We start from the raw sequence: 17,711 nt of genomic DNA, 5'->3' as shown, positions 1-17,711 counted from the left end.
CCGCTCAGCGCCGTACCGTGATGATCTCGTCCCCGGCCAGCCGGCCGACCTCGCGTTCGCGACGCACCTCGCCCACGTCGAGCAGGCCGGTGAGCGCCCGGGTGGCGTCGGAGGCCCGGTAGACGGTCGCGGTGAGGGTGTGCCGGCGCAGCTCGGTGACCGGCCGCGGCCCGCCTCGGCGCAGCTCGGCCAGCAGCTCACGGGCCAGCGGCCCGGGGTCGGGATCGCCGGCCACGTCGACCGGCGCGCCCGCCGGGCCGGCCGGGTCGGACAGGCGCACGTCGAGGTCCGCGCCGACCGCCCAGAGCGCGTCGCGGACCGCCTCCAGGCTCCGGTCCGACCGGCTGCCAAACGCGATCACGCCGGCCGCCGCGCCGTCGGGCAGCACCGGGGAAACCTCGGCGACCAGCGGGAAGCCGGCGCCGACCAGCGCGTCGCGGGCGCCCCTGCCGGCGTGCAGCAACAGCTCCCCCGTGCGGCCGTTGCTCGCGGCGGCGACCAGCTCCGGGGTCACGGCGCCGGGCAGGTCCAGGAAGCAGAACAGCGGTGAGCCGGCGGCGCCGGCCGCCTTCACCGCGACCGGCAGCCGATCCGGGACGCCCGGCAGCAGGTGCACGGTGACCTCGGCGGGCAACTCCGCCTCGACCGGGCCGAGCCGGGCCGGCAGGTCGGCCGCGCCGTCGGCGAGCACCAGCACGGTCACCCGCCGGCCGCGCACCTGGTCGGCGTGCCCGGCGACCACCCGCAGCGCGGCCTCCGCGCCGCCCGCGTCGGCACCGGCCCAGGCCAGGGCGATGGTGGCCCGCCGGGAGCGGTGCAGGGCGGCGGGCAGCCACGTCGTCAACTGGCGGACCAGCAGCTCGCGGAGGAAATCGGTGGTCCGGTCGGTCGACATCGGTCCGTTCTACCCTACGACCGGTCAGGCCGGGACGGAGATCCCCACGCCGCCCCGGGTCTGCCCGCCGTAGCGCTGCCGCTCGGCGGCGAGGTCGAGCCGACCGATCCGCTTGCGGGCGGCCAGCGCGTGGTCGTCGAGCCGGTCGGCCGGGACCAGCCAGACCACCTCGAACTCCAGGCCGTCCGGGTCCTGCCCGTAGAGACTCTTGGTGGTGCCGTGGTCGGAGGTGCCGACCAGCGCGCCGGCGGCCGAGAGCCGCTCGGCGGTGGCCGCCAGCTCGTCGAGGGTGTCGACCTCCCAGGCCAGGTGGTAGAGCCCGACGGTGGCCCGGCCGGCCGTCGACGGCCCCGCCCCGGCGCCGATCTCGAACAGGCCGAGGTCGTGGTCGTTGGTCGAGTCGGGCGCCTGGAGGAACGTGGCGCCCCGGAACCCGTCCGGAGTCATCGCCACCGGGCGGAAGCCCAGCACCTCGCGGTAGAAGGCGACGCTGCGGGCGAGGTCACTGACGTAGAGGACAGCGTGGTTGAGCCGGTGGATTCCCATGGCTCCAGGCTAGCGCCATTTAGTTGAACGCTCAACCATTGCGGGTATGATGACGGTCATGACCCGCTGGCTGGACTCCGACGAGCAGCGCACCTGGCGCGCGTACCTCACCGCCTCCCGCGCGCTGATGGACACGCTCGACCGCGAGCTGCAACGCGACGCGGGAATGCCGCACGCCTACTACGAGATCCTGGTCCGGCTCTCCGAGGCCCCCGACCGGCAGCTGCGGATGAGCGACCTGGCCGACGCGACCGGGTCGTCGCGGAGCCGGCTCTCGCACGCCGTCGCGCGTCTGGAGGCGGCCGGCTGGGTGCGCCGCGAGGAGTGCCCCACCGACCGGCGCGGGCAGGTCGCGCTGCTCACCGATGCCGGCTTCGCCACCCTCGCCGCCGCGGCCCCCGGCCACGTCGAGGGGGTACGCCGGCACCTGTTCGACGCGTTGAGCCCGGCCCAGGTCGACCAGCTGCGCAGGATCAGCGAGACGCTGGCCGAGCACCTGACGAGATCCTGACCGATCGACACCGGCGCGGGTCTTGTACTTACCGTCGTCGGATGAGCACGATGGGGCGTGCCCTCCGGCTTCGGCGAACTGACTGATCAGGCGCACCAGCTCGTGTCCACCGGCGACCTGGCCGGCGCACAGCGGCTGCTCTCCGACGCGCTCACCGACGCCGACCCCCGCCCGGCCAACGCCACCCCCGAGCTGGCCGAGGCCGCCAGCCTCCAGGCGCGGGTGCTGGTCGCGCTCGGCGAGCCGCACTCCGCCCGGGGATGGGCCGCCTTCGCGTACGCGGCCACCACCCGGTTGCACGGCCGCTCCGACCCGCGCACCGTCGCCGCCGCGGCGACCCTGGCCGCGGTGCTGCACCGGGTCGGCAGCCACTCCCGGGCCGCCCGGCTCTACCAGGACGTCATCATCGAGCTGACCGCGCAGGACGGCCCCGAGTCGCTGCGGGTGCTCGCCGCCCACGCCGACCTGGCCACCGTCGAGTACGCCCGCGGCCAGTGCACGGTGGCCCGCGACCGACTCCAGGACGCGTGGGAGCTGCACCGCGAGGTGTACGGCGACGGGCACCCCAGCGGCATCAAGATGCTGGCCCGGCTCGGCGCGATGCAGCGCGACTGTGGGCAGTTCGCCGAAGCGCACGACAACCTGGCGCTGGCCCGTGAGCTGTGCCGGCAGCACCTGGCCGCCGACGACCCGCTGGCGGTGCAGGTGGCGGCGCTGGCGCGGGCGGCGGCCAACCCCGACCACGTGTGCGCCGACGACGCGCCCTCGGACACTCCGGTGGTGCCGGCCGCCCGCACCCCACCGCACGGGGACGGGCCGGTCGAGAGCCTTTACCACCCGCCGGCGGCCGGCCACACCCTCGGTGCGGAGGGAACCCTGGCCGGGCACGGGGCCACGCCCGGTGGCGGGGCGGTGCCGACCCCCCGAGCGCCCGCCGACGAACCGGGCGCGCCGGCGGGCTTCACCTGGCCACCCGTTGCGGCGGACGAATCCGCTCCCCACCCCACCGGCACCCCGGTCCCCCCGTCCGTGGTGGGGCTCGCCGGCAGCACCGAAGAGGCCTCCGGGGTGTACCGGCTGCACCGCCCGGGCGCGCCGGCCGAGCCGAGCCCCCCGTACACGGCAGCCGAGCCGTACGCGCATCCCGGCACGGGCGGGCCACCGGATCCGTACGCGCCGCTCGAGCCGTACACACCGTCCCGGCTGCTGCCCGTGCCCGTGCACCGGGCGCCACCCGCACGGCGTAACCGGCTGGTGCCGGTGCTGGTGGCCGGCGTGGTCGTGGTGCTGCTGGGCACCGCGGCGGTGATCGCCGGGGTGGCCCGCGTCGGCGACCGGGACGACGCCGGCCCGGATGCCCGCTCCCCCAGCGCAGGCCCGACCGGCACGGGCGCGCCGGCCCCCACCGGCGCCGCGACCGTCGCGCCGCCGCCCGCGGCTGCGCCGGGCACCCCACCGGGCGCGGTGACCCTGCGCGACAACCGGGACAACATCGCCCTGGGCTGGACGTACCCGGCCGGCGGCGAGGGGCCGGTGGTGATCTCCGCGGGTCGCGCCGGTCAGGGCAAGAACGCCATCGCCACGCTGCCCGCCGGCGCCACCAGCTTCGTCGTCTACGCGCTCAACCGCGCCAACGACTACTGCTTCACGGTGGCCGTCGTCTGGTCCACCGACACCGTCGCCAGCGCCGACGAGGTCTGCACCCGCCGCCGCTGACCGTGCCGGCTGGCATCGTCGGGGCTGGTCAGGGTCCGTCCGTCGGCAGCGCCGGCAGCAGCAGACACACCCGCAGCCCCGGCTGGTCGTCGGCGTCGGTCAGGGTGATGGTGCCGCCGGCCCGGCGGACCAGCTCCCACACGATGGCCAGGCCCAGGCCGGCCCCACCGTCGTCGCGGCCCCGCCCGTCGTCCAGGCGGGTGAACCGGCCGAACACCCGCTCCCGGTCGGCCACCGGAATCCCCGGGCCGTCGTCGGTCACCGTCACCAGGTGGTACGCCGCCTCCCGGTGCCTCGCCGGCGTCGCCCGCACCGCGAGCAGGACGCTGCCGGGCGCGTGCCGGACCGCGTTGTCGACCAGGTTAGCCAGCACCCGGCGCAGCTCGTCGGCGTTCCCGACCGTCCACAGCGGGCCCTCCGGCGGCACCACCCGCACCGGCGGCGACGGGTACCGGGCGGCGACCTCGGTCAGCAGGGCGCCCAGCTCCACCGGCCCCGTCCCCCGCGCCGGTGGCGTCTCGTCCAGTCGGGCCAGCAGCAGCAGGTCGTCGACCAGGCGGCTCAGCCGGTCCGTGTCGGCGAGCAGGTTGGCGGTCACCGCCGTCCAGTCCGTCCGGCCGGCGAGGCGCTCGGCGACCTCCAGCTCGGTCCGGATGTTGGTCAACGGGCTGCGCAGCTCGTGTGCCGCGTCCGAGACGAACGCCCGCTGCCGCGCCCGGGCGGACTCCAGCCGGCCCAGCATCCCGTTGAGGGTGACCGCCAACCGGTGGATCTCGTCGGCCGAGGCCGGCACCGGCAGTCGTCCGGTCCCGGCCCGCCCGGTGATCTCCTCGGCACCCCGCCGCAGCGCCTCCACCGGACGCAGGGTGGCGCCCACCACCCGCCAGGCCACGGCGGCCAGCACGGCCACCAGCAGGGGGAATGCCACCAGCAGGATGGTCCGGACCACGTGCGTGCTGTGCCGCACGTCGGCCATCGAGCGGGCGACCAGCACGGTGAGCGGGTCGGCCGCGGTGCCGGCGGGCACGGCGACCACCCGGACCGGGCCGGCGAGCCCCACCCGCTCGGCCGGCACCTCCAGCCGCTGCCGACCGTCTCGGTCCAGCCGCTCCGGGCGGACCATCGGTACCAGCCGGTCCGCGTCGATCGAGGCGGCCCGGATCCGCCCCTGCGTGTCGATCACCTGGACGCGGACCTGCCCGCCCGCCACCGGCAGCGGGTCGGGCAGAGCGTCCTCGGCGGCGAGCAGGGCGACCGCGTCCGCGGTCCGGAACGCCTCGGTGTCCACGGTGCGCTGGAGCACGTAGCCGAGCGCGCCGAGCAGCACCACCCCGCCGAGGGCCAGCCCCACGGTGAGGCCGAGCACCCCGATCGCCATGAGTCGGCCCCGCAGCCCGAGCACCGGCAGCCGGCCGCGCCAGGGGCGACCGGTGCGCGCCCGACCGGCCGCGCCGACCGGACCGGCGGGAGTCGCCCGAACGTCGGGCGTCGCGTCGACGGGCGCCGGACGGGCGGGCGTCGCCTGGCCGGCGGCGGTCGCCGCGGTGGCCGCCGGGACGGGTGGCACGCCGGGCGTCAGGTCGGCCGGCACGTCCGTGCTCACGTCGCCAGCCGGTAGCCGGCGCCCCGGACGGTCTCCAACAGGTCGCGGCCGAGCTTGCGGCGCAGGTAGCCGACGTACACCTCGACCGCGTTCGGCGCGGTCTCCACGCTCGCGTCCCAGACGTGGTCCAGCAGCTCGATCTTGGAGACCACCTGGCCGGGTCGGCGCATCAGGTAGTCCAGCAACGCGAACTCCCGCGCGGTCAGCGTCACCTCCGCGTCGGCCCGGGTGACCCGCCGCCGGGCCGGGTCCAGCCGCAGGTCGCCGACCGCCAGCACCGCCGGGCGTTGCGGCGCGCCCCGGCGCAGCAGCGCCCGCAGGCGAGCCAGCAGCACCACGTACGAGAACGGCTTGGTGAGGTAGTCGTCGGCGCCGCAGTCCAGGCCGTCGGCCTGGTCGTACTCGCCGTCCTTCGCGGAGAGCATCAGCACCGGAAGCCAGTGCTCCTCCGCGCGCAGCCGCCGGACCAGTTCGTAACCGGAGAGGCCGGGCAGCATCACGTCCAGGATCATCGCGTCGTACCCGCCGTGCCGGGCGGCGTCCAACCCGGCCGGGCCGGTCGCCGCCACGTCCACGGCGAACCCCTCCGCCTGCAACCCACGCTGCAGCGCAGCCGCCAACCGGGCCTCGTCCTCCACCACCAGCAACCGCACCGCTCAAGGGTGCCACCTGGGTCAAAGGCGCCGGATCGGCATCCTCAGCGTGTTCACAGCGCCGAGCGGGCAGGATGGTCGCAGGAGGTGCCCACATGTCCGTTCTGAGAAGCCGTCCCGTCCTGCGTTGGCTGGTCCCGGCGACCGCCGCCGTCGCCGTCATCGGTGGCGGCGCCGCGGTCGGCACGTTCGCCGCCGAGGCCGAACCGAGCCTGCCGCCGCGCACGGCCGCCCAGCTCCTGGTCGACCTGCAGACCTCCCGGCTGGAGGGGCTGTCCGGCACGGTCGTGCAGCGCGCCGACCTCGGTCTGCCGCCGCTGGTCGGGCTGGTCCCCGGCAACGACCTGACCACCCTGTTGACCGGCACGCACACCCTGCGGGTCTGGTACTCCGGGCCGGAGCAGCAGCGGGTCGCGCTGCTGGACACCCTCGGCGAGCGGGACGTGATCCGCAACGGCCGGGACGTGTGGACCTGGGAGAGCCGCAGCAACACCGCCCGCCACCTGACGTTGCGTGGTGCCGTGGCCGAGAAGGCGGTGCCCGAGGCGGCGCCGAGCCTGCCGGCCACGCCGCAGGAGGCAGCCGACCTGGCGTTGCGCGCGGTCGACCCGAGCACCGAAGTGAGCGTCGGCCGGTCGGCGACCGTCGCCGGTCGGGACGCGTACGAGCTGGTGCTCCAGCCCCGCGACCGCGACTCGCTGGTGCACCAGCTGCGGATCGCCATCGACGCCAAGCAGCACGTGCCGCTGCGCTTCGAGGTGCTCGCCAGGGGCAGCGACCAGCCGGCGTTCGAGGTCGCCTTCACCGAGGTCGACTACCGCCGCCCCGACGCCGACCAGTTCACCTTCAACCCGCCGCCCGGGGTGACCGTCACCGAGGAGTCGGCCGAGCGCCCGTCCGCGGGCCGGCCCGACCACGTCGAGTCGGCGGGTGATCCGCAGGTGCGCGCCGTCGGCACCGGCTGGACGACCGTGCTGGTCGCCCGCCTCGACGGGGCCGTCGGCGGCAAGCCGGCCGCCGAGAAGCCGGCCGGCACGCCGGACATGGACATGTCTAAGTTGCTCGGCGGGCTGCAGGCGGTCAGCGGTGACTGGGGCAGCGGTCGGCTGCTCACCGGCAAGCTGTTCAGCGTGCTGCTCACCGACGACGGCCGGGTGCTCGCCGGCGCCGTCACCCCGGAGAGGCTCTACCAGGCCGCCCGCGGCTGATCTGCCGGTTGTCGTCGCGCCGGGTCGACCATCGGTCGGCCCGGCGCGTCGCTCTGTCAGGGGGCGGTCGCGCCGAGGGCGGTGAGGAACGCGTCGGCGAGCACCGCGTGGCCGGGCAGGTGCGGATGCACCCGGTCGTCGGCCCAACGCTTCGCCGGGCTGACCGCGAGCACCCGGTCGAACGCCGCCTGGGTCGGCACGTGCACCGCGCCGAACTCGGCGGCCAGCCCGGCGACCACGGCGGCGTACCGGTCCGTGTCGGCGCGCTGCGGCTCGCTGCGGTCCGCCTCGATCAGGAACGGGTCGCCGAGGATCAACCGGCACCCGGTGGCGTCCACCGCGCGGCGGAGCAGGTCGCGCAGGGTGCGCTCGTACTCGTCGATGGGGACGACCTCGTCCGGCCGGTCGCCATAGCGCCGCCAGATGTCGTTGATGCCGATCATGACCGAGAGCCAGTCGGGGCGCTCGGCGATGGCGTCGTCGTCCCAGCGGGCGGCCAGGTGGCGGACGGTGTCCCCACTCACACCCCGGTTGACCCACTGCACGTCCAGCTCGGGATGCCGGGCACCGACCAGGGCACGGACGAGGCTCACGTAACCGGTGCCGTACGGCGCGGCGGTGTCTCGGCGGCCGCAGTCGGTGATGCTGTCGCCGATGAAGACCACCCGTTGCCCGGTCCGCAGGATCATCCGCCGCCACCTCGCGATCGCCGGGCGCGCCGACCCGGCCAGCTTGGTCGAGGCCGGCGGAACGCGCTATCTTCAACAGTTCGAGGGCACAAAAAAGAACGGCTTAAAAGCCGTTCCTGCAAAGGATTCTAATCTTTAGGGAGACGGCTTGTCAAGGCACTCCGGCGGTTCGGGCGAATTGCCGCTCGACGACGAGATCGGTCGCGAGCAGGAGTACGTCTCGATGCTCTACGACCGGCTGGACGGGCTGCGTGAGCAGGCCGCCTCCCGGCTCACCGACGAGCTGCGCACCACCGGCGGCACCCGCCAGGACCGCTCCCAGCGGGACAGCTCGGTAGCGATGTACGCCGACCAGGTCGAGCAGTTCTCCGCCGTGGAGGACGGTCTCTGTTTCGGGCGTCTCGACGGCGACGACGACTCCCGCCGCTACATCGGCCGGATCGGCATCTTCGACACCACCGGCGACTACGACCCGCTGCTGATGGACTGGCGGGCCCCCGCCGCCCGCCCGTTCTACCTCGCCACCGCCGCCAACCCGCAGGGCGTGCGCCGCCGCCGGCACCTGCGTACCCGCCAGCGCAAGGTGACCGGGCTCAACGACGAGGTACTCGACATCGACACGGCCGCTCCGGGCGCGCACGAGGAGCTGACCGGCGAGGCGTCGCTGCTCGCCGCACTCAACGCGGGGCGGACCGGCCGGATGCGCGACATCGTGGAGACCATCCAGGCCGAACAGGACCGGATCATCCGCGCCGACCTGCCCGGGGTGATGGTGGTCCAGGGCGGCCCGGGCACCGGCAAGACCGCGGTCGCGCTGCACCGGGCGGCGTACCTGCTCTACACACACCGCCGGGAGCTGTCCAGCCGGGGCGTGCTGCTGGTCGGCCCGAACGCGACCTTCCTGCGCTACATCTCCCAGGTGCTGCCGACGCTGGCCGAGACCGGCGTGCTGCTGCGTACCCAGGGCGACCTTTTCCCCGGGGTGAGCGCCCAACGGACCGAGGCCGCCGAGACCGCCGCCCTCAAGGGCCGGGCGGTGCTCGCCGAGGTGCTGGCCCTGGCCGTACGGGACCGGCAGTGGGTGCCGGACGAGCCGCTGGAGATCGAGGTGGAGCGCGAGGCGCTGACCCTCCACCCGGAGATCGTTCGCGCCGTCCGGGACCGGGTGCGCCGCACCGACCGGCCGCACAACCTGGCCCGGGCGCTGTTCGACGTGGAGATCGTGCACGCGCTCGCCGACCAGGTGGCCGAGCGGATCGGCGCCGACCCGCTGGGCGGGGAGAACCTGCTCGACGAGGCCGACCGGGCCGAGATCCGCCGGGAGTTGCGCGACGAACCGGAGATCCAGGCCACCCTCGACCGGCTCTGGCCGGTGCTCACCCCGCAGCGCCTGCTCGCCGACCTGTACGCCGACCCGGCCCGGATCGCCGCCGCCGCGCCGATGCTCACCGACGAGGAGCGGGCCCTGCTGCACCGCGAGCCGGGTGGCTGGACGCCGGCCGACGTGCCGCTGCTGGACGAGGCCGCCGAGCTGCTCGGCGAGGACGAGCGGGCCGCCGCCGCCCGGCGGGACCGGATCCGCAGGATGGAACGGGAGTACGCGGAGGGCGTGCTCGAGATCGCCCGGGGTTCGCGCTCGATCGACGTCGAGGACGAGGCCGAGGGCGGTGAGATCCTCGGCGTGACCGACCTGATCGACGCGGACCGGCTGCTGGAACGGCAGGAGGAGGCCGACCGGCTGACCACCGCGCAGCGGGCCGCCGCCGACCGGACCTGGGCGTTCGGCCACGTCATCATCGACGAGGCCCAGGAGCTGTCGCCGATGGCCTGGCGGCTGCTGATGCGCCGCTGCCCGAGCCGGTCGATGACGATCGTCGGGGACGTGGCGCAGACCGGGGCGCTCACCGGCACGCCGTCCTGGGCGGACGCCCTCGCCCCGTACGTGGCGCAGCGCTGGCGGTTGACCGAGCTGACGGTCAGCTACCGCACCCCGGCCGAGATCATGGCGGTCGCCGCTCACGTGCTGGCCGAGATCGACCCGGCGCTGCGGCCGCCGCGCTCGGTCCGGGAGAGCGGCGTACCGCCGTGGGACCGGACGGTGCCCGACGAGCGGTTGGCGGCGGAACTGGTCGCGGCGGTCACCCGGGAGGCGGCCGGACTGGCCGAGGGCCGGCTCGGCGTGCTCGTGCCGGCCGGCCGGGTCGACGCGCTCGGCGCGACGGTGACCGCCGCACTGCCGGAGGCCGCCGTGGGCGAGCATCCGGAGCTGGAGAGCCGGGTGGTGGTGCTGACCGTCGCGCAGGCCAAGGGGCTGGAGTTCGACTCGGTGCTGGTGGTCGACCCGGACCGGATGGTCGCCGAGTCGCCGCGTGGGCGCAGCGACCTGTACGTGGCACTCACCCGCGCCACCCAACGCCTCGGCATCCTGCGCCCCGGCCGCTGACCCGAGCCGCCCCCGCCGACCCTGACGGTCGGCGGGGGCGGTGACAGGCGTCCGTGCTCCGCCGGTCAGTCCCTGGACGTGTCCTGGGTGGACTTCGCCGGCCCGGTCGCCGACGTGGACTGGTCGCTGGTGCTGCCGCCCATCTGGGTGCTCAGCCCACCGGTGGTGGCGTCACCGGTGGTGGTCGGCGCCACCTTGCCTCGGTGCCGCTCCGGCTGCCGGGCCACCCGCCGCGCGCTGGCCGGGCCGGCGGTGCCGCCGGTGGTGGTCACCGCGCCCTGCCCGCCGGTGGGCCCGCCGTCGCGCAGTACGTTCGGGTCGACCGGCTCGTGCGCCGGGTCGTCCGGGTCCTCGTCCTGGATCACCCGCAGCACGTCGGTGGGCGGCACCGTCACCTCGTCGAGGGCACCCTCGCCGTACACGCCGCCGGCGATCCGGTTCTCCGCCTGGCGGGCGGCGTCCTGCCGCATGTCGTCCTCACGCACGTCCATCACCTCACAGAAGCTGTGGAACCGACTGCGTGCCCGACCACCGGCCGGCCAAACCCTCCCTGACCGGGAGGTCGTCCACCCCGGTTCACCGTCGCGCCGTCCGCCGGCCGCCTGCCGGCTGTCCCCGGTGTCCATGCTGTCCGGCGACCGGTGGGAGACGCCCGCCGGCAGGAGGGGATGACAGCGTGCGCACAGTACGCCGTACCGCCATCGCGGCCCTGGTGGCCGCGACGGTGACGACCGGGCTCGCGGTGCCCGCCCAGGCGAAGCCGCGACCGGACCGGACATTCGACGTGCAGGCCCACCGCGGCGGCCTCGGGCTGCGGGTGGAGAACACCCTCGCCTCCTTCGGCAACGCCCTCCAGCTCGGGGTGAGCACCCTCGAACTGGACGTGCAGATCACCGAGGACGGCCAGGCCGTGGTCACCCACGACCGGAAGGTCACCGGCACCAAGTGCGTCGACACCGCCCCGGTGACGCCCGGCGACCCGGAGTTCCCGTACGTCGGGAAGTACGTCAACACGCTCACCCTGGCCCAGGTGCGCACCCTCGACTGCGGCTCGAAGACGCTGGCGGACAAGCCCGGTCAGCTCGCCGTGCCGGGCGCCCGGATGCCGCTGCTGCGTGAGGTGTTCGCGCTGGTCAACCGGTACCGTGCGAAGGACGTCACGCTCAACGTCGAGACCAAGGTGGAGGCCGGCGCGCCGACCGAGACCGCGCCCCGCGAGCAGTTCGTCCGGGTCACCGCGGCCGAGATCCGCGCCGCCGGGCTGCTCAAGCAGGTGACCATCCAGAGCTTCGACTGGGGCGCGCTGATGCGCATGCGCCAGGTGGAGCCGAAGCTGCCGCTGGTGGCCCTGACCAATTACGACTTCCTCCAGACCGGCCAGCCGGGCGCCTCGCCGTGGCTCGGCGGGCTGGACATCGACGACTTCGGTGGCAACCCGATCCGGGCGATCCGCAGCTTCGGCGCCAGCGCGTTCTCCCCGGTGCACGGCTTCCCGCAGAACGGCACGGTCACCGACCCGGGCTACCAGCCGTACGTGACCCGGGAGATGGTCGCCGAGGCGCACCGCAACGGGATCAAGGTGATCCCGTGGACGGTCGACGACCTGCCGACCATGGCCAAGCTCGTCGACGACGGCGTGGACGGCATCATCACCGACTACCCCGACCGCCTGCGCGGCCTGCTGGCCCAGCGCGGCTACCGGCTGCCGAAGGCGTACGCGGCGCCGTTCGACATCCAGGCGCACCGCGGCGGTCGGGCCACCCGGCCGGAGAACACCCTGCCGGCGTTCGCCAACGCGCTCGCCAACCGGGCCATCTCCACGCTGGAACTGGACACCGGCGTGACCGCCGACGGCAAGCTCGTGGTGCTGCACGACCGTACGGTCAACGGCTCGCACTGCGTCGACACCGCCCCGGTGCGCCCCGGCGACCGGCAGTTCCCGTACGTGGGCAAGCCGGTGCACGAGCTGACCCTGGCGCAGCTCAAGACCGTGGACTGCGGCACGAAGACGCTGCCCGAGCTGCCCGCGCAGGTGCCCGCGCCGGGTGCCCGGATTCCCACGCTGGACGAGGTCTTCGCCCTGGTGAAGGCCAGTGGCCGGAACGACATCGGGATGAACATCGAGACGAAGATCAGCCCGGTGGTGAACGACACCGAGCCGTACCGCAGCTTCACCCGCAAGCTCGTCGACGCGATCCAGCGCGCCGGCTTCACCAGCCGGGCCACCATCCAGTCGTTCGACTGGCGCACCATCACCTACGCCCGACAGCTCGACCGCCGGATCGGTACGGTCGGCCTGGTCTGGCAGTACGGTCCGGCCGAGTGCGCCACCCTCGCCGACGAGTGCTCCCTCGAGGCGGTGTACGGCGACCCGTCGGTGCAGAGCCCGTGGACCGGCGGGCTGGACTGGTGGAAGTACCAGGACCTGGGCAAGCTGACCCAGGCCGCGGGCGCCGGCACGGTCTCGGCGAACTGGCAGGTGCACGACCCGCATCAGGGCACCGTCGCCTCGCCCGACTGGTACCTGCGGGAGAACCCGGCGTACTTCCACGGACCGGACGTACGGACCCTTCAGACGCGCTACGACCTGAAGGTGATCCCGTACACCGTCGACGACGCGCGGGTGATGCAGCGGGTCATCGACCTGGGGGTCGACGGCATCATCACCGACGACCCGGACCTGCTGGTGAGCGTCGCCGTCCGCAACGGCCTGCGGTGACCAAATCCGACCGCCGGCCGGGATTTTTTCCGCCGGCGGTCGGGTGTTACCTGCTCAGTGGCCTCGGGTAGTCGGGGGTGTCCCCGCCATGTAACACGAACCGTGCCGTGGCCGAAACGCGGTAGCGGGGCGAGGGAATGCAGGTACGACTCATCGCATCCTGAGGAGGACCAGATGAGCACGCAGGCTGCTTCCACCCGGCCCATGAACCGGCCGACGTCGGACGTGCAGAACCCGGCGTCGATGCAGAACACGCAGACCCGGCAGATGCCGGTCATGCAGGACGGGCGCCGCAACGACATGCAGGCACCCGGTACGGAGACCAAGCAGGCGTTCAAGACCACCGAGTTCTGGATCTACGTGATCGCGGTGGCAGCCGTACTGGGCGCTTCGCAGGTCGTCGGGAAGAACTCCGCTGGGGTGGACATCTTCCGGGCCGACAACGCCTGGTTCCTGATCACCCTGCTGACGCTGGGCTACCTCGGTAGCCGAGGCCTCGCCAAGGCCGGCAGCAATCACCGCAGCGCTGAGGAGCGCAAGGCCCGGCACTGACCGGGTACGCGACTCCACATCGAACAGTGGCCTCCGGGAGAACCTCCCGGAGGCCACTGTCGTATCTGGACGACTACTCCTCGCCGCCGAAGTCACCGCCGAAGTCACCCTCGAAGGCGTCCTCGATCATCTCGCCGGCGATCATGCCGCCGGCGACGCCGAGCGCCGCGCCGGCCACCATGCCGCCCATCCCGTGCCCCCGGCCGTGGCCGTGCCCGTGACCCGGCCCGAAGCCCTGTGACCGCAGGCTGCCGTAGCGGGAGGTGGTCTCCCGCAGCCAGCCGTCGACGACCTGTGCCCAGTCGACCCGGTCGACGTCGGCGTGCGACACCTGGTAGCGGCCGAAGGCGTCGTGCCCGGCGCTGAGGAAGCCGCCCCGCTTGTCGCACTCCAGGATCACGTCCACCCCGCGCTGGCTGGTCACGAAGGTCAGCTCGACCTCCCTGATGGTGCTCGCGTACTGCGGCGAGGCGAAGAACTCGATCTCCTGGTAGAACGGCAGCGTCTGCTGAACGCCCCGGATGTGACCGCGCTCCAGGTCGGCGTGCTTGAAACGGAAGCCGAGCCGCTGGAACGCCTCCAGGATCCGCTCGTGCACGGGCAGCGGGTGCACCGCCACCTGGTCCAGGTCGCTCTTGTCGACGGCGCGGGCCACCGCCAGCTCGGTGCGCAGGCCCATCGTCATGCCGTGCAGGCGCTGGCCGTACACGTCGGTGATCGGGGTCTCCCACGGCACCGGCAGCTGGAACGGAATCGAGAGCTCCTGCTTCGGCGCGAGCTGGAGCGGGCCGCTCACGGCCATCCGGTGAAACTCCATGGTGCCCGCGTACTCGGTGTCGTGTCCCTCGACCTCGACCCGGGTGACCAGGCCGATCACCACCTGCTCGATGGCCGCCGGGCTGTCACCGCCGACGAGGTTGACCTGCCCGTCGAGGGTCAGGCCAGGCCGGGTGTTGGGGTTGGTCAGCACGGTGTCCACGCTGGGACCGCCGACACCGAACGCGCTCAACATCTTCTTGAAGACCATCGGAACTCCTGTGCGACAGCCGACCGCTCCAGGATGGAGTCGGACGTTGACTCGCAGGCACTTTATCCAGCAGCCCTGTGAGGTGGCTGTGAACCGCGCCCGCTGATGACGGTGCGTTTCCGCAGGGATCCGGTGGGTGGCGCCAGCGGCTCGCCCGTCGAGCCGGAGCGGCCGGCCGGCCTGAGGCCACGTCGTCAGGCAGTCAGTCGGCCTGGACGACGATGAGCTCGCCGACCTGCTCGCCGATCGCCGTACGCGCCTCCGCCGGCAACCCGAGGTCGGTGATCAGCACGTCGGCCGCCTCCAACGGGGCGATGGTGGCGATGCCGATCGTCTCCCACTTGGTGTGGTCGGCGAGCACCACGAGTCGGCGGGCGGCGCCGATCAGGCAGCGGTTGACCCCGGCCTCCAGCAGGTTGGGCGTGGTGAAGCCGGTCCGTGGGCTGAGCCCGTGCACGCCCAGGAAGAGCAGGTCGACGTTGAGCGCGCTGATCGCCGCCTCGGCCACCGGCCCGGTCAGCGCGTCCGAGGGGGTACGGATGCCACCGGTCAGCACCACCGTCTGGTCGGCGCGCGGATTCTGGTAGAGCGCGTCCGCCACCGGGATCGAGTTGGTCACCACGGTCAGCCCCCGTACGTCGGAGAGCAGGGTGGCCAGCGCGGCGGTGGTGGTGCCGGCGGAGAGCGCGATGGCCATCCCCGGCTCCACCATGGTCGCCGCCCGCTCGGCGATGGCCCGCTTCTCCGCCTGCTGGCGGATCGACTTCGCGGCGAACCCGGGCTCCTCGGCCGAGCCCGGCCCGGCCAGCGTCGCGCCGCCGTGCACCTTGTCCACCAGGCCGCGTTCGGCCAGCACCTCCAGGTCACGCCGGATTGTCATGTCGGACACGCCGAACCGGCTGACGAGCTGGCTCACCCGTACGCCGCCGCGCTGGCGGATCAGATCGAGGATGGCGGTCTGCCGCTGCTGGGCGAGCACCTGGGGAACCTCCTTCGCGCCGTGACTGTCACCGGGTCAGGCCGGTCCGTCGGCCTGGCCCTCTCGGATCACGGCGACCTCGCCGGCCGGGACTGTCAGCTCACCGGCACACTCCGTTCCGGTCAACAGCTCGGTGCCGGTCACCGCGAGCCGTACCTCGCTCCCGGTGTGGTTGATCGCGAACAGCCAGCTCTGCTCACCCGCGCGGCGCCGGACCACCTCCACCCCGGTCGGCGCCTGCGCCGCCGGGCGGACGCCGGCCTCGTCGAGCAGCCGGGCGACCAGCCGGTCGGTGGCCGGCTCGTCCAGCCGGGTGCCGACGTACCAGGCGGCGCCCGCGCCGACCGGGCGCCGGGTCACGGCCGGCACGCCCGGCAACGGCCCGTCGGTGTACGAGGCGAGCACCTCGGCGCCCTCCGGGTGCAGCCACTCGGTCCACACGTCGGCCGTGCTGCCGTCGTCCAGCCGGACCTGCTCGCCCTCGCGCAGCGGGAAGAACTCCTCGGTCCGTACGCCGAGCAGCTCCCGGAACGCGCCCGGGTAGCCGCCCAGTCGGATGTGGTCGTTCTCGTCCACGATGCCGCTGAAGTAGGTGATCGCCGCGGTGCCGCCGGCCTCGACGAACCGGCGCAGCGCGTCGGCGTCGGCGTCACGGACCAGGTAGAGGGTGGGCGCCAGGACCAGCCGGTAACCGGTGAGGTCGGCCGACGGGTGGACGATGTCGGCGGTCACGCCGGCCCGCCACAGAGCGCCGTACAGGGCGGTCAGCCGGTCGGCGTAGCGAACGTCGACGCTGGGGTGCGAGTCCAGCTCGACGCCCCACCACGCCTCCCAGTCGAACAGGATCGCGACGTCGGCGTCCACCCGGCTGCCTCGTACCTCGGCCAGCGCCCTGAGGTCCGCACCCAGCTGGCAGACCTCGCGGAACACCTTGGTCTCCGGCCCGGCGTGCGGCACCAGCGCGGAGTGGAACTTCTCGGCGCCGGCGCGGGAGGCGCGCCACTGGAAGAACAGCACCCCGTCCGCGCCGCGCGCGACGTGCGCCAGGCTGTTGCGGCGCAGCTGCCCCGGCAGCTTGGCCACGTTGCGCGGCTGCCAGTTCACGGCGCTCGTGGAGTGCTCCATCAGCAGCCAGGGGTCGCCGCCCGCGACGCCGCGGGTGTGGTCGGCGGAGAGCGCCAGCCCGAGGTGCGCCTGCGGGTCGGCCGCGGTCAGGTAGTGGTCGTTGGAGACCAGGTCCACATCGTCCGCCCACGAGTGGTAGTCCATGTGCTTGATACCGGTGCCGATCATGAAGTTGGTGGTCACCGGCTGGTGGACCAGCGTCTTCAACAGCTCGCGCTCGGCGCGCAACTGGGCCCGCTGCTCGTCGGAGGAGAAGCGCAGGAAGTCCAGCTGCTGGGTGGGGTTGGCGAAGGTCGGCGCGGTGCGCGGCGGGCTGATCTCGGCCCAGTCGCCGTAGCGCTGGCTCCAGAACGCGGTGCCCCAGGCGTCGTTGAGCCCGTCCAGGTCGCCGTAACGCTCGCGCAGCCAGCCACGGAACGCCTCGGCGCTGACGTCGCAGTAGCAGTGCACGTTGTGGCAGCCCAGCTCGTTGGAGACGTGCCACATCACCACGGCCGGGTGCTCGGCGTACCGGCTGGCGACCGCTCGTACCAGCTCCAGCGACCGCTCGCGGAACACCGGGGAGCTGGGGCAGTACGCCTGCCGCCCGCCCGGCCACAGGATCGCGCCATCGGCACGGCGGGGCAGCGTCTCCGGGTGCGCGCGGGCCAGCCACGGTGGCGGGCTGGCGGTGGCGGTGGCCAGGTCGACCTGGATGCCGCCGTCGTGCAGCAGGTCCAGCACACGGTCCAGCCAGCCGAACTCGAACCGGCCCGGAACAGGCTCCAGCAGGGCCCAGGAGAAGATGCCGACCGAGACCAGGTTGACGCCGGCCCGCCTCATCAGCTCGACGTCTTCCGACCAGGTCTGCTCGGGCCACTGCTCGGGGTTGTAGTCCCCGCCGAAATAGATGCCGTCACCCTGCCATCGCCGCATGAGAGCTGAGGGTGCACCTGGCAGACCACGGAAGTCAACAGGTTCCAACATCGATTTCTTTCCAACGTTTACCTCGTAACGGCCGTATCACGACTGGGTTATCAGAGGCGAACTGCCCTCTTGACAGCTC

The 17,711-nt window shown here is 73.6% G+C and carries 15 protein-coding genes; 6 read left to right on the top strand and 9 right to left on the bottom strand.

The features are described 5' to 3' along the window. Window positions 1-4: 4 nt before the first annotated feature. Both AB0K07_RS07750 and AB0K07_RS07745 read right to left on the bottom strand, forming a co-directional pair. Window positions 5-895 carry a hypothetical protein gene (locus AB0K07_RS07750; protein ID WP_363751819.1) on the bottom strand — a complete coding sequence of 297 codons (891 nt, stop codon included), beginning with the start codon at window positions 893-895 and terminating at the stop codon, window positions 5-7. A gap of 24 nt (window positions 896-919) precedes the next feature. Next, window positions 920-1,441, bottom strand: coding sequence for a VOC family protein (locus AB0K07_RS07745; protein ID WP_363751817.1), 522 nt, complete (start codon window positions 1,439-1,441; stop codon window positions 920-922). Between the two features lie 49 nt (window positions 1,442-1,490). On the opposite strand from AB0K07_RS07745, the gene AB0K07_RS07740 reads away from it, so the two are divergent. Beyond that, complete coding sequence (locus tag AB0K07_RS07740) at window positions 1,491-1,952, top strand: MarR family transcriptional regulator (RefSeq protein WP_363752776.1); 462 nt, start codon at window positions 1,491-1,493, stop codon at window positions 1,950-1,952. Window positions 1,953-2,009: 57 nt separating this feature from the next. Beyond that, window positions 2,010-3,668: a tetratricopeptide repeat protein gene (locus tag AB0K07_RS07735; protein ID WP_363751815.1), complete on the top strand. Its 1,659-nt coding sequence runs from the start codon at window positions 2,010-2,012 to the stop codon at window positions 3,666-3,668. 28 nt (window positions 3,669-3,696) lie between these two features. Here AB0K07_RS07735 and AB0K07_RS07730 read toward each other — a convergent pair whose 3' ends face one another. Beyond that, window positions 3,697-5,046 carry an ATP-binding protein gene (locus AB0K07_RS07730; RefSeq protein ID WP_363752774.1) on the bottom strand — a complete coding sequence of 450 codons (1,350 nt, stop codon included), beginning with the start codon at window positions 5,044-5,046 and terminating at the stop codon, window positions 3,697-3,699. A 221-nt stretch (window positions 5,047-5,267) separates the two neighbouring features. Further along, window positions 5,268-5,924, bottom strand: coding sequence for a response regulator transcription factor (locus AB0K07_RS07725; RefSeq protein WP_363751814.1), 657 nt, complete (start codon window positions 5,922-5,924; stop codon window positions 5,268-5,270). Window positions 5,925-6,019: 95 nt separating this feature from the next. On the opposite strand from AB0K07_RS07725, the gene AB0K07_RS07720 reads away from it, so the two are divergent. After that, complete coding sequence (locus AB0K07_RS07720; protein ID WP_363751813.1) at window positions 6,020-7,132, top strand: sigma-E factor regulatory protein RseB domain-containing protein; 1,113 nt, start codon at window positions 6,020-6,022, stop codon at window positions 7,130-7,132. 56 nt (window positions 7,133-7,188) lie between these two features. On the opposite strand, the gene AB0K07_RS07715 is transcribed toward AB0K07_RS07720, so the two are convergent. After that, the gene (locus tag AB0K07_RS07715) at window positions 7,189-7,821 is read right to left on the bottom strand and encodes an SGNH/GDSL hydrolase family protein (protein ID WP_363751812.1); all 633 of its coding nucleotides are present in this window, start codon (window positions 7,819-7,821) and stop codon (window positions 7,189-7,191) included. A gap of 223 nt (window positions 7,822-8,044) precedes the next feature. Here AB0K07_RS07715 and AB0K07_RS07710 point away from each other — a divergent pair, with 223 nt between their 5' ends. After that, window positions 8,045-10,264, top strand: coding sequence for an AAA family ATPase (locus AB0K07_RS07710; protein ID WP_363752772.1), 2,220 nt, complete (start codon window positions 8,045-8,047; stop codon window positions 10,262-10,264). Window positions 10,265-10,329: 65 nt separating this feature from the next. Here the strand turns inward: AB0K07_RS07710 and AB0K07_RS07705 are convergent, their stop codons facing one another. Next, window positions 10,330-10,749 (bottom strand): hypothetical protein, encoded by a 420-nt coding sequence (locus AB0K07_RS07705; protein ID WP_363751811.1) that lies wholly within the window; start codon window positions 10,747-10,749, stop codon window positions 10,330-10,332. A 191-nt stretch (window positions 10,750-10,940) separates the two neighbouring features. On the opposite strand from AB0K07_RS07705, the gene AB0K07_RS07700 reads away from it, so the two are divergent. After that, window positions 10,941-12,983: a glycerophosphodiester phosphodiesterase family protein gene (locus tag AB0K07_RS07700; protein ID WP_363751810.1), complete on the top strand. Its 2,043-nt coding sequence runs from the start codon at window positions 10,941-10,943 to the stop codon at window positions 12,981-12,983. 174 nt (window positions 12,984-13,157) lie between these two features. Then, window positions 13,158-13,535, top strand: coding sequence for a hypothetical protein (locus AB0K07_RS07695; protein ID WP_363751809.1), 378 nt, complete (start codon window positions 13,158-13,160; stop codon window positions 13,533-13,535). A 73-nt stretch (window positions 13,536-13,608) separates the two neighbouring features. Here AB0K07_RS07695 and AB0K07_RS07690 read toward each other — a convergent pair whose 3' ends face one another. The 3 genes from AB0K07_RS07690 to AB0K07_RS07680 all read right to left on the bottom strand — a co-directional run bounded on the left by AB0K07_RS07690 (window position 13,609) and on the right by AB0K07_RS07680 (window position 17,581). Continuing rightward, window positions 13,609-14,562, bottom strand: a complete 954-nt coding sequence (locus AB0K07_RS07690) for a sporulation protein (protein WP_363751807.1) — start codon at window positions 14,560-14,562, stop codon at window positions 13,609-13,611. 202 nt (window positions 14,563-14,764) lie between these two features. Beyond that, the gene (locus tag AB0K07_RS07685; protein WP_363751805.1) at window positions 14,765-15,541 is read right to left on the bottom strand and encodes a DeoR/GlpR family DNA-binding transcription regulator; all 777 of its coding nucleotides are present in this window, start codon (window positions 15,539-15,541) and stop codon (window positions 14,765-14,767) included. Between the two features lie 36 nt (window positions 15,542-15,577). Continuing rightward, complete coding sequence (locus tag AB0K07_RS07680; RefSeq protein ID WP_363751803.1) at window positions 15,578-17,581, bottom strand: beta-galactosidase; 2,004 nt, start codon at window positions 17,579-17,581, stop codon at window positions 15,578-15,580. Between the last annotated feature and the right edge of the window lie 130 nt (window positions 17,582-17,711).

Source organism: Micromonospora sp. NPDC049301 (assembly GCF_040678715.1).
Classification (GTDB): Bacteria; Actinomycetota; Actinomycetes; order Mycobacteriales; family Micromonosporaceae; genus Micromonospora.
This window is presented reverse-complemented; position numbering and strand designations above follow the sequence as displayed.